11 protein-coding genes are annotated in these 14362 nt (G+C 31.6%); 5 read left to right on the top strand and 6 right to left on the bottom strand.

Going from position 1 to position 14362, the window contains the following annotated elements:
* Positions 1-25: 25 nt before the first annotated feature.
* From ACEWL1_RS03540 to ACEWL1_RS03530, 3 genes are all read right to left on the bottom strand, one after another.
* Positions 26-3190 (bottom strand): UvrD-helicase domain-containing protein, encoded by a 3165-nt coding sequence (locus tag ACEWL1_RS03540; RefSeq protein ID WP_409231901.1) that lies wholly within the window; start codon positions 3188-3190, stop codon positions 26-28.
* Positions 3191-3289: 99 nt separating this feature from the next.
* Positions 3290-4126 (bottom strand): ZIP family metal transporter, encoded by an 837-nt coding sequence (locus tag ACEWL1_RS03535; RefSeq protein WP_409231900.1) that lies wholly within the window; start codon positions 4124-4126, stop codon positions 3290-3292.
* The gene (locus ACEWL1_RS03530) at positions 4123-4779 is read right to left on the bottom strand and encodes a metal-dependent transcriptional regulator (RefSeq protein WP_409231899.1); all 657 of its coding nucleotides are present in this window, start codon (positions 4777-4779) and stop codon (positions 4123-4125) included. The genes ACEWL1_RS03535 and ACEWL1_RS03530 overlap by 4 nt, the downstream gene beginning before the upstream one ends.
* A 105-nt stretch (positions 4780-4884) precedes the next feature.
* Between ACEWL1_RS03530 and ACEWL1_RS03525 the strand changes: the two genes are divergently transcribed.
* Positions 4885-5631: a transporter gene (locus tag ACEWL1_RS03525; RefSeq protein WP_409231898.1), complete on the top strand. Its 747-nt coding sequence runs from the start codon at positions 4885-4887 to the stop codon at positions 5629-5631.
* A gap of 4 nt (positions 5632-5635) precedes the next feature.
* On the opposite strand, the gene ACEWL1_RS03520 is transcribed toward ACEWL1_RS03525, so the two are convergent.
* Positions 5636-6211, bottom strand: coding sequence for a hypothetical protein (locus ACEWL1_RS03520; RefSeq protein WP_409231897.1), 576 nt, complete (start codon positions 6209-6211; stop codon positions 5636-5638).
* Between the two features lie 175 nt (positions 6212-6386).
* Here ACEWL1_RS03520 and mfd point away from each other — a divergent pair, with 175 nt between their 5' ends.
* Positions 6387-9671 (top strand): transcription-repair coupling factor, encoded by a 3285-nt coding sequence (mfd, locus tag ACEWL1_RS03515; RefSeq protein ID WP_409232259.1) that lies wholly within the window; start codon positions 6387-6389, stop codon positions 9669-9671.
* A gap of 29 nt (positions 9672-9700) precedes the next feature.
* Complete coding sequence (locus ACEWL1_RS03510) at positions 9701-10561, top strand: DMT family transporter (protein WP_409231896.1); 861 nt, start codon at positions 9701-9703, stop codon at positions 10559-10561.
* 4 nt (positions 10562-10565) lie between these two features.
* On the opposite strand, the gene ACEWL1_RS03505 is transcribed toward ACEWL1_RS03510, so the two are convergent.
* Both ACEWL1_RS03505 and dprA read right to left on the bottom strand, forming a co-directional pair.
* Positions 10566-11624, bottom strand: coding sequence for a hypothetical protein (locus ACEWL1_RS03505; protein WP_409231895.1), 1059 nt, complete (start codon positions 11622-11624; stop codon positions 10566-10568).
* Positions 11625-11658: 34 nt separating this feature from the next.
* Positions 11659-12765: a DNA-processing protein DprA gene (gene dprA, locus ACEWL1_RS03500; RefSeq protein WP_409231894.1), complete on the bottom strand. Its 1107-nt coding sequence runs from the start codon at positions 12763-12765 to the stop codon at positions 11659-11661.
* Between the two features lie 96 nt (positions 12766-12861).
* Here dprA and ACEWL1_RS03495 point away from each other — a divergent pair, with 96 nt between their 5' ends.
* Positions 12862-13770 (top strand): HU domain-containing protein, encoded by a 909-nt coding sequence (locus ACEWL1_RS03495; protein WP_409231893.1) that lies wholly within the window; start codon positions 12862-12864, stop codon positions 13768-13770.
* Between the two features lie 81 nt (positions 13771-13851).
* Positions 13852-14361 (top strand): acyl-CoA thioesterase, encoded by a 510-nt coding sequence (locus tag ACEWL1_RS03490; protein WP_409231892.1) that lies wholly within the window; start codon positions 13852-13854, stop codon positions 14359-14361.
* The last annotated feature ends 1 nt before the right edge of the window (position 14362 follow it).

Genomic DNA, 14362 nt, shown 5'->3' with positions numbered 1-14362 from the left:
TTTTTTTTGATTTTACAAAGATAAATTAAAATTCTTCGATTGTAATTTCTTCGTTGATATATATCAGTATTTTTTTTGTCACTTTTACATCCATAGATAATAGCACATCTTCGTAACCTATTAGTTGTTGGTGATATTCTTTCGCTGGTTTTCCAGTTTTATAATCAATGATGATAGCTTCATTTTTTGAATTAAAAACCAATCTATCTGGAATAAAAACATGATTGTCTTTCGATACAATTTCTCGCTCGTTAAAAACAACAACTTCATCAGAATAGTAGTTTTTTAACTTTGGATGGTTTACAACATCACTAAGTGATTTTTTTAATTTTTTTGCATTTTCAGAATTCAAAAAACCTTGTTGTAAGTATTGCTGAACTATTTTTTTCACATCTTCTTTTACGAATACTTTCGAAAGTATTTCATGTACTAAATTTCCATGTTCAATAGCTTTTCCTTGTGCTGTTTCCCAAAGTTTTGATGAGTTTGCCACCATATAAATATGGTGCTGTCGCCAAGAATTACTAATAAATTCTTTTTGTATAATTGATGTAGAAATTGTTTTTTCAGAATTGCTTATTTTCTTTTTATTACCAAAAGTGTAATTCAATTTGTCATCAGACCAATGGCCGTTTTCTTTTAAATAATCTATCAGAATTCCTGAAGTATTTTTTGTTCTGTTTTTAACAGAATTCTCTTTGTTTTCTGTTACAATATACAATTGCTCCACAGATCTAGTGAAGGCAACATACAACAAATTAAATTTATCCAATTCTGACTCTTGTCGTTGATTTTCATCGATTCTAACACCCTTTTCTCCAATGTTTTTAATACTTGACGTAGCATTTACCAACAACTCTTCAAAACTTTCAAATTGTTCTGAAGGTAAATCTGTCAACCATGTTTTTGGGTTTTTCTCATAATAAACATCAATATTATACGGAAAAATAACGACTGGAAATTCCAATCCTTTCGATTTATGAATCGTCATTATTTGAACCGCATTTTCTGCTTCTGGCGCAACGATACTTAATTTGTCTTTCTTCAAATTCCAGAAATCTAAAAATTGTTGAATTTCAGTTCCTTGTTTCTGTTGTTCAAAAACCACATCTAAAAAGAATTGAATGTAGGCATCAGATTCTTCCGCTAAATAAAAAGTTCTGATGATTTCTTCTATTTTTTCATAAAATGGCAATTTTGTAAAATTTTCGACATCAAACTGTATGTTATATGCTGCAATCAATTTAAAAAAATCGACACCATTTTTAATGTTAAAAGATGCAATAAAGTGGTGTTTATCTGTTTTGATTTTTAAGTGATCGTGCAAAAAGTAAACACTATTTAACCAAGCTTCTTGGTCTTTTGGATGCTGAATTCCCTGCAATAAATTAACAATAAAGTTTACTTTTTTACTGTTCTGAATTAACAACGTTTCGGACGAAATAATTTCGATTCCTTTTTCTGATAAATAATTTGCAACAGCAACGCCTTCTTTTTTCCGTCTCACTAAAACACACACTTCTTTTCTAGAAAAACCAGCATCTAAATTGGTAATAATTTCATGTACTTTTTTGGCGTACTTTTCATCATTTTCATCTTTATCATCCTCTTTTTCTAGAAAATCTATGGATACAAATCCGCCTTGTTTTTGTGTGCTGTTTTGTTTGTTTCCATCCACAAAAAGTTGTTGATACCTGGGGTTTTGAAAATATCCAGAAACATATTGAAAAAATGAATTATTAAAGTCGATTATTTCGCTATAACTTCTATAATTTGTGTCTAATCCTTTTACTTCTTTGTGTACTTGAAACGGATTCGAATCTCGTTCGTTTTGAACATCAGAACCCAACTGTATAAACTGTTCTGCTTTTCCGCCGCGCCAACGATAAATAGCTTGTTTTCCATCGCCAACCAACATCAAATTACTCTTTTCTTGCGCCAACGCATTTTCTATTAAGGGAATCAAATTTTGCCATTGTAATGTGGATGTATCTTGCATTTCATCAATAAAATAATACATAAATTTTTGACCGATTCGCTCGTAAATAAATGGCGCTGGTTCTTCTTTAATGTTGTTAGAAATTAACTGATTGAATTCTGAAATCAACCGAATGTTATTTTCTTCTTTGATAGTTGTTAATTCTGAATTTATTTTGGTTAAAACGGCAAGCGGGATGATGCTTTTTAACGCTAATTCATTTAATCTGTAAATCGAATTTTTTTCTTCAAAAAATTCTTTTGATTGACAATATAAATCAATTAATTCGTCTTTAATCTCATCAATAAGTTGTTTTGAATTTGTTGATGTTTTGGATGCTGAAAAATTTTTATTCTCATCAATTGTTTTATTTAATCTACCATCAAATTTTATAATATCTGGTTTAATAAACTTATAATTTATCAATTTTACAAAATGATTTGGCACTTCTCCTCCGTATCCAAATTCAGAATGTTCTAAACCAGTATTTTTTATAATTTCTAAAGCAGTGTTTCCTATTTCCGTAAATCTTTTCTCAATACTGTTTTGCTGCTTTAACAATTTCGTTTTTAACGAAGTAAAATCACTGATCGTTTTTGAGTTTAGTTTTTTAAAATGTTTTGCATCTTCATCTTTCAATAAAATCTTTGCAAATTCGTTTAAATCTCTAGAAATATCCCAAGATTTATCTTCTTTTGCTTTGTCTAAAGAATAGTCGATTAAGGTATTTGTAATGTCGTTTTCTACACCAATTTTAGAAACCAAAACATCAACCGCTAAAGACAATAAAGTGTCGGAATCTAATTCGACTTCAAAATTTAAATTCAATCCTAAATCAAAAGCAAAACTTTTAATTATTTTGTGAGTAAAACTATCAATGGTAGTAATTGCAAAAGCACTGTAATTTTGCAATATTGCTTCTAACACTAAAGAACTTCGTTTCTGAATTGTACTTTTATCAAGTGTTGTTTCTTCTACAATTTTAAAGAATAAATCGCTCTCTTTTCCTTCTGAAAAACGCTGTAAATTATCTAAAACGCGCTCTTTCATTTCAGATGCCGCTTTGTTGGTAAACGTAATGGCAAGAATTTTCTGAAATACAAACCGATCATCAGACTGCAACACCACTTTTAAATATTCTTTTACAAGCGTAAACGTTTTTCCGCTGCCGGCGGATGCATTATAAACCTGAAAATTTGATGTTGTTTGCAAAAAAGACGTGTTAAAATTTGAGTTAGCAATTTAACTAAAAAAAGATTCCCGCTTTCGCGGGAATGATACTTTTTTATTTTATTAAAAAGATATTGTGTTTTAACCTAAGCCAACATCCAACGACATCATTACTATAAATCCGCCAATAAACCCTAAAGTAGCAATGTCTGTATATTTATCTCTTTGTGTTTCTGGAATCACTTCTTCAACAACAACAAAAATCATTGCTCCGGCAGCAAAGGCTAAAGCATACGGTAAAATTGGTGTAAAAAATGAAACTGCAACAGCTCCTAAAACAGCTGCAACTGGCTCTACAATGGCAGATAATTGCCCGTACCAAAAACTCTTAAACCTACTCACTCCTTGTCTTCTTAAAGGCATTGCAACAGCAAATCCTTCAGGAAAATTCTGAATTCCAATTCCGATTGCCAACGAAATTGCGGCAATAATCATTTCTGTTTGTTCTACACCTACCAAAGTTGATGCCGCGCCAAATAGAACTCCAACTGCCAAACCTTCTGGAATATTATGCAACGTAATTGCCAAAACTAATAAGGTTGTTTTGTGCCAACTTGTTTTTACGCCTTCTGCCTCGCTTTCTTTAAAGTTGATATGTAAATGTGGTAAAATCTTGTCCATTCCAAACAAGGATAAAGCTCCTAAAGCAAATCCAATTGCAGAAGGAAAAACTTTCATAAAACCTTCTCCTGGACTATTATCAATTGCTGGTGCTAATAAGCTCCAAAAACTTGCCGCAACCATAACTCCTCCAGTAAAACCTAACATTCCGTCTAAAACAGCTCTGTTTAATTTCTTAAAGAAAAACACTAAGGATGCACCTAAAGCGGTTAAACCCCACGTAAATAAAGATGCATAAAGTGCTGCCCAAATCGGATTTTCTTTTGCAAATGCAACTAATTGATCAAATATGCTCATTGTTTTTGTATGTATAAATTGTTTGCAATTTTATGTGAAACTGTCATTCTTTTATTATTGATTTTAATCGTCATAGAATCATCAAAATCTTCTTTCTCTAACACCACAACCTCTTGACCTAAAGCAATTTGCTGTTTGTCTAAAAATTGCAAAAAAGAAGCGGAAGAATCTTTTACACCAACACAAATTCCGCTGTCGTTTATTCCTAATGTTGATAGTAAATTCTTTTCCATTTGATGAAGGTTTCCTTCAGTATCAGGAATTGGGTCTCCATGTGGATCGTATTTAGGAAAACCGAGTAGGGCATCAATTTCATTAATTAATTTAGAAGATTTTATATGTTCTAATTGCTCAGCAACATCGTGGACTTCATCCCAATTAAAATTTAGTTTTTCCACTAAAAAAACTTCCCATAAGCGATGCTTTCTAACAATTAATGCAGCTGTTTTTTTCCCTACTCCCGTTAATGTAACTCCTTGATATTTTTTATAAACTAGCACATTTTTATCTGCCAATTTCTTTATCATATCAGTTACCGAAGACGCTTTGGTATCTAACTTTTTTGCAATAGCATTTGTGCTTACACCTTTTGTAGACGCACTGCTAATATGATAAATAGTTTTTAAGTAATTCTCTTCTGATAAAGTAAACATACTATAATAATTAGAATGCAAATATAATCTTTTTCTGTTTGTATAAAATTATTTTTAGTCTTATCTAAAAATAATTTTATATTTTTACAAAAAATATTTAGCAAAATGAAACTATCAAAAAAAATTAATATGTTTTTTATATTGTTTGCAGTTGGAACTATCTCTGCACAAGAAATCATCACTGATAGACCAGATCAAACAGAAAGTGCATCTACACTACCAGCAAAGAGTTTACAAATAGAAGCTGGTGCTCTTTTTCAAAGAAGTAGCGGAATACAAGCAAATGCATACCCATCTGTTTTATGGAGATATGGAATTACTAAAAATGTTGAGTTCCGATTATTTACACAGTTCGAAACCAACAAACAATTAAATAGTTCGTTAAAAAATAGCGGAATAAGTGATATTCAAATAGGAACAAAAATTCAATTATTCAAAAAAGAAAATGTAAATACTGAAATTGCTTTTTTATCACATGTAATCTTACCAACTGCAAGAAGAGAGTTAACAAATGATAAAATTGGAACTATTAATAAGCTATCAATATCACATGTGCTTTTAGAAAAAATTGGCTTGGGGTACAATGTTGGTTATGACTATTTTGGAACTGGAGATGGAAACTTAACGTACTCTGTTGCTTTAGGTATTTCCTTGTCTCAAAAAACAAGTTTTTATATTGAGCCTTATGGTGAATTCAGTGAGTTTAAAAACCATTTAGCAAGCTTTGACACTGGGGTTACTTATTTACTAAAAAAGAACCTACAATTAGACATTTCTTATGGAACCGGTTTAAATTATTCTATGAGTTATTTTTCAACTGGCATAAGTTGGAATATCAATCCCAAAAAATAAAGATTTAATAATTATTATCACTCCACAATCTCGGCACCTGAGTTCGGGGCTTAAGGCTATAAACAGCGCCAATAGAAAAATAAGTGTGAGCGCGTAAAGTGGGACTTGTATCTGAAACAGCTTTATATAATAGTTGAATATTAACACCATAAGTTGAGTTCAGCCAAAATGTTCCTCCTCCTCCAATATTTAAAGTTGGGGTCATAGTGTTTGATGAATTTATAAAGCTTCCACCAAAAAGAAAATAAGGGACCAAATTTTCATTAGAAGTACCAAAATCATATTTTATACTTGTATCAATTGACAAATAAGAAATACTATTATTAAAAACTCCAGGGAAACTTTTAAAAGCAGCAACAGCAACAGTTAGGTCTAAAGAAAAACCATTAAAAAAATATCTAGTAGCGTTCATTTTTGGAATTTGAAAGTTAAACTGATCGCCAATAAAAGCTGCATCTTCAGATGCGAATTTTGCCACCCCAACGCTTGCTCCAACGACCCATCTATTTTCTTTACTCTGAGCAATTACCTGACAACCAACAAATAACACTACAAGAAATATTTTCGCAGATTTAAACATGTATTTTTCCACTTTGTTTTTAATAACTAATTTTTGATAAAGTTATTGTATTTTTTTTAAACCGAGTTTCTAGATTAAATTATTACAAATAGTTATAGTACATTTGCCTAAAATAGTTGAATTGAGTAAAGAGATTATTATCAATCGATATAAAAAATCTGTAAAAACAACACAGATTTTATCGGAACTTCAACACGAAAAAAACCATTTTCAAATTACGAATTTGGTAGGCTCGTCGTTGTCTTTTGTTATTTCCGAAACTTTTAAAAAAGCAGAAAAACCATACCTTTTAATCTTTAATGACAAAGAAGAAGCAGCTTATTATCTAAATGATTTTGAACAATTATTGGGCGATAAAAACGTGTTGTTTTATCCGGGTTCTTACCGAAGGCCTTATCAAATTGAAGAAGTTGACAATGCAAGTATTTTATTGCGATCTGAGGTTCTAAACAGAATTAATTCACAAAAAAAACCTGCTGTAATTGTAACGTATCCAGATGCATTATTTGAAAAAGTGGTTACCAAAAGAGAACTTGAGAAAAACACCTTAAAATTAAGTATTGGCGATAGCCTTTCGCTTGATTTTGTAAACGAAGTATTGTTTGAATACCATTTTAAACGAGTTGATTTTGTGACAGAACCTGGTGAATTTTCTGTGCGTGGCGGAATTATAGATGTGTTTTCTTTTTCTAATGACGAACCTTACAGAATAGAGTTTTTTGGCGATGAAGTAGAAAGTATTCGAACTTTTGATGTTGAAACGCAACTTTCTATTGACAAGCTGAAAAAAATCAGCATTATGCCAAATGTTGAAAATAAAGCGCTTCAAGAAAAACGAGAAAGTTTTCTAAAATACATTTCATCAAAAACAATTATTTTTCATCAAAATATTGATTTATTAACAGGAAAATTAGACACTTTTTACGCAAAAGCAACCGAAGCTTTTAAAGAATTATCCAAAGAAATAAAGCACGCAAAACCCGAAGAATTGTTTTGCAATGGCGCGTATATAAATGAACAAATCAAGCAATTTTCTACAGTTGCAATCAATCAACCAGAAAAGGCGCAGACAACTACAAATGTTCGGTTTAATGTGTTGCCACAACCTTCTTTTAATAAGCAATTCGACTTGCTAATCACCAATTTAAACAACTATTCTAAACAAGGGTACACCAATTATATTTTTTGCGCAAATGACAAACAAGCTGAGCGTTTTCATGATATTTTTGACGATGTAGAAGAAGATGTGAATTACAAAACCATCGTTTTTCCACTGCACGAAGGGTTTATTGATGTTGATGAGAAAATAGTTTGTTATACAGATCATCAAATCTTTGAACGTTATCATAAATTCCGATTGAAAAATGGGTACGCAAAAAAGCAATCCATTACGTTAAAAGAAATCAATAATTTAGAAATTGGCGATTATGTAACGCACATCGATCACGGAATTGGGAAATTTGGTGGTTTGCAAAAAATTGATGTAGAAGGAAATAAACAAGAAGCGATTAAGTTAATTTATGGCGATCGCGATATTTTATACATCAGCATCCATTCGTTGCATAAAATTTCAAAATTTAATGGAAAAGACGGAAAAGCGCCAAAAATTTACAAATTAGGTTCTGGTGCTTGGAAAAAAATCAAACAAAAAACCAAAGCAAGAGTTAAACATATTGCGTTTAATTTAATTCAGTTATACGCCAAAAGAAAATTGCAAAAAGGAGTTGCTTTTGGACCAGATACACACATGCAACATGAACTGGAAGCGAGTTTTATTTACGAAGACACACCAGATCAATTATCAGCAACACAAGATGTAAAAGCCGATATGGAAAATCAACAACCAATGGATCGTTTGGTTTGTGGTGATGTTGGTTTCGGAAAAACAGAAATTGCTATTCGTGCTGCTTTCAAAGCAGTTGACAACGGAAAACAAGTGGCTGTTTTAGTTCCGACAACAATTTTAGCATATCAACATTTTAGAACGTTTACTGAGCGTTTAAAAAACTTTCCTGTTACCATAGATTATTTAAATCGTTTTAGATCTGCAAGTCAGAAAAGAGGAGTTATAGAAGGTATTGCTAATGGTTCTGTAGATATTGTCATCGGAACACATCAATTAACCAATAAAAGCATACAGTTTAAAGATTTAGGATTGCTAATTATTGATGAAGAACAAAAATTTGGTGTTGCCGTAAAAGACAAATTAAAAACCATCAAAGAAAATGTTGATACACTAACATTAACTGCAACACCAATTCCAAGAACTTTACAATTTAGTTTGATGGCTGCAAGAGATTTATCAGTAATTAGTACGCCACCGCCAAATCGTCATCCCATAGAAACCAATGTCATTCGCTTTTCTGAAGAAACGATTAGAGATGCTGTTTCGTATGAAATTTCTCGTGGCGGACAAGTATTTTTTATCCATAATAGAATCGAAAACATTAAAGAAGTTGCTGGTTTATTACAACGTTTATTGCCCAATGCAAAAATCGGAATTGGTCACGGACAAATGGAAGGAAAAAAACTAGAAGATTTGATGCTCCGGTTTATGAATAACGAATTTGATGTGTTGGTTTCTACAACCATTGTAGAAAGTGGTTTGGATGTGCCAAATGCCAACACCATTTTTGTGAATAATGCCAATAATTTTGGGTTGTCTGATTTACATCAAATGCGTGGAAGAGTTGGTAGATCAAACAAAAAAGCGTTCTGTTATTTTATTACGCCGCCTTTTCATATGATGACAGATGATGCTCGAAAACGAATTACTGCGTTGGAATTATTTTCTGAATTAGGAAGCGGAATTAACATCGCTATGAAAGATTTAGAAATTCGTGGCGCTGGAGATTTATTAGGCGGAGAACAAAGTGGATTTATCAATGATATTGGTTTTGATACCTATCAAAAAATATTGTCTGAGGCAATTGAAGAATTGAAAGAAAACGAGTTTAAGGAATTGTATCCGGCTGATGAATCGAAACCAAAAGAGTTTGTAAAAGAAGTAACGATTGATACCGATTTCGAAATTTTATTTCCAGATGATTATGTAAATTCAATTACAGAACGTTTGAATTTATACAACAAATTGGGCGACTTAAAAACCGAGGAAGAATTGATGAATTTTGAAGTTGAAATCACGGATCGGTTTGGAGAAGTTCCGACTCAAGTTGTAGATTTATTAGATTCTGTTCGCATCAAATGGTTGGCAAAAAAATTGGGATTAGAAAAAATTATCTTGAAGAAAAAACGCATGATCGGGTATTATGTTGCTGATCAACAAAGTCCTTTTTATCAAACCGAAAATTTTACAAACATGCTAAAATACGTTCAGCAAAACCCTAAAAGTTGCGTGATGAAAGAGAAAGAAACCAAAAATGGTTTGCGCTTATTAATTACATTTATTCATATAGATGCTGTTTCTAAGGCAGTGTCTATTCTTGAAAAAATTAAATAAACATATCCGCTCGAGGAGACAAAAAAAATATGAAAAACGAACATCTAAAACACATTTCTGAACTTTTACTCGCTACTTTATTTATAAGTACTTCTGGTGTTTTAGGGAAATATATAGAAATGCCGCCTTCAATTATGGTTTGGTGGCGATCTTCTTTAGCGCTTGTTTTTTTGTATGCCTATTGTCGATTTAAAAAAATAAATCTTAAAATTCATTCTAAAAAAGATATCTTCACATTTACACTTGGAGCCATTTTTATGGCAGCACATTGGACCACATATTTCTACGCTTTAAAACTTTCAAATGTTGCTTTAGGAATGTTGTCTTTATACACGTTTCCTGTGATAACTGCTTTGTTAGAACCCTTGTTTATCAAAACAAAGTTCAATCCAATTCATATTGTTTTAGGATTGGTTGTGTTGCTCGGAATTTACATTTTAGCGCCAGAATTTGATTTAGAAAGCAATCATGTAAAAGGAATTATTTTAGGGGTGATTTCAGCCTTGTGTTATTCGTTAAGAATCTTAATTTTAAAACAACATGTTGCGGTTTATAACGGAACCATGTTGATGTTTTACCAAGTGCTTTTTATCACCATTTTATTTGCGCCATTATTGTTCTTTTTTGACACTTCTGGAATTGAAACGCAATTGCCATATTTGTTGTTATTAGGATTATTAACAACTGCAATTGGACATACTTTAATGGTAAGAAAATTGACTTATTTTTCAGTTTCTACCGCAAGTATAATTAGTAGCATTCAGCCCATATTCGGAATTCTTTTAGCTTTTTTCTTCTTGAATGAAATTCCGACTTTAAACACCTTTTTTGGTGGTTTGTTGATTTTGTCTACTGTTATTATTGAGAGTATTCGTTCTAAGAAAAAGTAAAACTCTATTTCGGATTTTCGTCTTGATAATTCCGTTTTACAAATTCCAAAGCAGTTTCAATGATTTCTCCCATGTTATTGCTTTTCTTAAAATTTACATCTAAGGTAAAATCAAAAATTTGATTTTTTAACAAGCTTATATTTTTCTCTGTAGAAATGGTGTCGTGTTTCATGGCATTTATCAACTGATTGATTCTATTTTCAGAACTTAAAATTCTTTTTGCAACGATAGAGCGTTCTTCAATTTTATATTGTTCAATAGAAGAATCTTGTAGTTTTTCGCCAACCAAAGAAACCATTTTATTGTTTTCTTTAAAAAACTGCGGATAATAGACTTTAAACTTTCCTTCAAAACTTTGCTGATCAAAATCTATGGCTCTAATTTTATATACAATATGATCAAAATCGTGCGTTGGTACAATTACATAATTATACGAACGCATATCTCCTAAAAGCCGAATCATACAGCGTTCGTTAAACTTTACAAACTCTTTTGCAATTTGCGATTTTTCTGATGCTGTACATTTTGGTAAAAAATCTTTGATAAAATCATCTCCAGGAATTCCTGCAATATGTTCTTCAATTAGCGTGTCTTTATACACCAAAAAATTTAAATTATACGGCGATAAAATATGCTCTAATTCTAATCCATACACCCGAGAAGCATCTGTTTTTTTTACATAAAAATACGTGTAATTATCGTTTAAAATATTCCGAACTTTTACACGAAAAGGTTTCGAATTGCCAAAGGTACAGTAATCAACAGCATCAATATTTAAGTATTTAATGGTGTCTTCATTTCCGTTAGAATGCAAGATTGTGTAGACTTTTTTTAAACTTAAATCAATTTCTTGTCTTTCAAATTCAGAATAATACGTTCGTATCCAAAGTGTGTCTTCGTCATTTTTATCATACACAACAACAGAACCTTGAAAGCGAAGTAAATCATCATAAAAAATCGGAATTTTTATATTTCTGCTATTCTCTATCAAATAGTCATTTAACAACTCGTTGACAGGAAAAGCAGGTTTTTTTTGCGACATTAATTTTTCTTCGGATGCCATTTTGTATGATTTTTATCAAAAATAAGGATAAAAACTACACTTCAAACAATTTTCCTGGCAAAGGTTGCACAACGCCTTTCATTTCTAATTGTAATAATAAAGGCGCTAATTTGTAGATAGGAATAGCACATTCTATCGCAATAATATCTAAGAGTTGTTTGCCGTTTTTAAGCAAATAATCGTAGACTTTTTGTTCGTTAGAATTCAGTTCTACAAATAGTTGTTTTTGAATGGTTTTTGATTTTTTTTGTTTTAAATCAAGATCCCAATTCAACATTTTTGCAACATCTTCTGCCGAAGTGAATAGCGCCGCTTTGTTGTCTTTAATCAAGCGGTTACAACCTTTACTATACAAGTCTGTTGTTCTTCCTGGAACAGCAAACACATCTCTATCGTACGAATTGGCAATATCAGCAGTTACTAACGAACCGCCTTTTTCTGCGGATTCTATGATAATTGTTGCTTGAGAAATTCCTGCTACAATTCTATTTCGTTGTAAAAAATGTTCTCTTAACGGATCTTCATCATGCCAAAATTCTGTGATAAATCCGCCATTTTCATTCACTTGATTGATGTACTTTTTATGTGATTTCGGATAAATTTGCTCAAATCCGTGCGCTAAAACGGCAATAGTTTGCAGCTTGTTCTTAACCGCTTCTTTGTGCGCACAAATATCAACTCCGTATGCAAAACCACTTACAATAATTGGGTTGTATGTGGTTAAATTTTTAATGAGTTCTTTACAAAAATCACGCCCGTAAGACGTCATATTTCTTGTACCAACAATGCTAATGATGCGTTCGTTTTGCAGGTTGATATTTCCATCTTTAAAAAATAAAATGGGTGCATCAATACATTGTTGCAAGTTTTTTGGATAATCATCATCTAAAAAATAAGAAGTTGCAATATTATTCTGCTCAATATAATCGAACTCCTTTTCTGCTAAATTTTTGTGTTGATTATCAAATAATTGATTGACAACATGCGTTCCAATTCCGTTGATTTTTAATAAAGTAGCTGGTTTTTCTTTAAAAATCTGACGAACATCTCCGGTGGCGACAATGAGTTTTTTTGCTGAAATATCGCCCACAGCTTTTGTTTTTTGCAAACGCAAAACGGCTAGTAATTTTTCTTTTTTCAAATCGCAATAAATTGACACTCAATATACAATAATTTTTTGTTGATAAGTTTCTAATCACATTCGTTTTTTTTACAAAAAAATACTAACTTTGTTTTTATGACTTTAACCAGCTACATCAACGATTTATTATACAGATACGATTGCGTAATTATTCCAGATTTTGGAGGTTTTGTAACCAATGCTATTTCGGCAAAAGTGAATCATTTTTCACACACCTTTTATCCGCCTACAAAACAAGTTACGTTCAATGCGCATTTAAAAAATAATGATGGGTTGTTAGCCAATCATATTGCTTCATCAGAAAATATTTCTTTTGAAAAAGCATTAGAAAAGATTAGTGAAGTTGTAAACGCTTGGAATACGCAATTAAAAACGGAAGCTGTTGTTATTGGTAAAGTTGGTAGTTTGTCTTTAAATAAAGAAAATCAACTGATCTTTGAACCCAATTCAGAATCAAATTATTTGATTGAAACGTTTGGAATGAACGCTTTAAGTTCTCCTGCAGTAAAACGTTTAGAATATCAACAACAAGCAACAAAATTAACGCCTGTTGTTGCTAAAAAATCATCATCACGATTTATAAAATACGCTGCAGCAGCTGCCATATTTTTAACTGTTGGTACAATTGGTTGGAACGGCTATCAAAACAATCAATTAAAAGAACAGTACGCAAAACAGCAACAAGATCTTGAGAAAAAAATACAATCTGCAACTTTTGTAATTGGAGATCCATTACCAACAATTCAATTAAATGTTGCAAAAGAAACACCTAAAAACTTTCATATTATAGCTGGTGCGTTTGAGTTTCCTGAAAATGCAGTAAAAAAACTAAAGCAATTAAAAGCAAAAGGCTTTAAAGCAGAAATTATTGGAAAAAATAAATGGGGCTTAACGCAAGTAACGTATGCTAGTTTCGAAACCAGAGCGGAAGCTTATAAAAATCTAGAAAAAATCAGAGATACATATTCTGAAGATGCTTGGATGTTTATAAAGAAACTACAGTAAAATCACTTTTTTAAGACGAATATCACAATAAGATTCATCTCTTATTGCTTATCTTTGCGGAAAATTTAAATTTCTATTCTAATGCATTCAAAAACTCCAAAAGAATCATTAACTGTTTTAACAGATATGGTTTTACCAGGCGAAACAAATCCTTTAAATAATTTATTTGGTGGAGAAATTCTGGCAAGAATGGATCGTGCTTGTAGTATTGCTGCTCGTCGTCATTCTAGAAGAATTGTTGTTACTGCATCTGTAAATCACGTTGCATTTACAAAAGCGGTTCCAGTTGGAAGCGTGGTTACAGTAGAAGCAAAGGTTTCTAGAGCTTTTAAATCTTCTATGGAAATCTATGTGGATGTTTGGATTGAAGACCGAGAATCTGGAGAAAGAGCAAGAGTAAACGAAGGAATTTACACCTTTGTTGCTGTTGATGAAACTGGAAGTCCAGTTCCTGTTCCGCAAGTTATTCCTGAAACAACATTAGAAAAAGAACGTTTTGATGGCGCCTTAAGAAGAAAGCAATTGAGTTTAATTTTATCAGGAAAATTAGAGCCAAATAAAGCAACCGAATTAAAAGCTTTATTTAATTAAA

The organism is Polaribacter gochangensis (assembly GCF_046224025.1).
GTDB lineage: Bacteria > Bacteroidota > Bacteroidia > Flavobacteriales > Flavobacteriaceae > Polaribacter > Polaribacter gochangensis.
Note: the sequence above shows the minus strand (reverse complement) of the source record. Positions and strands in the feature narration are given on the sequence as shown.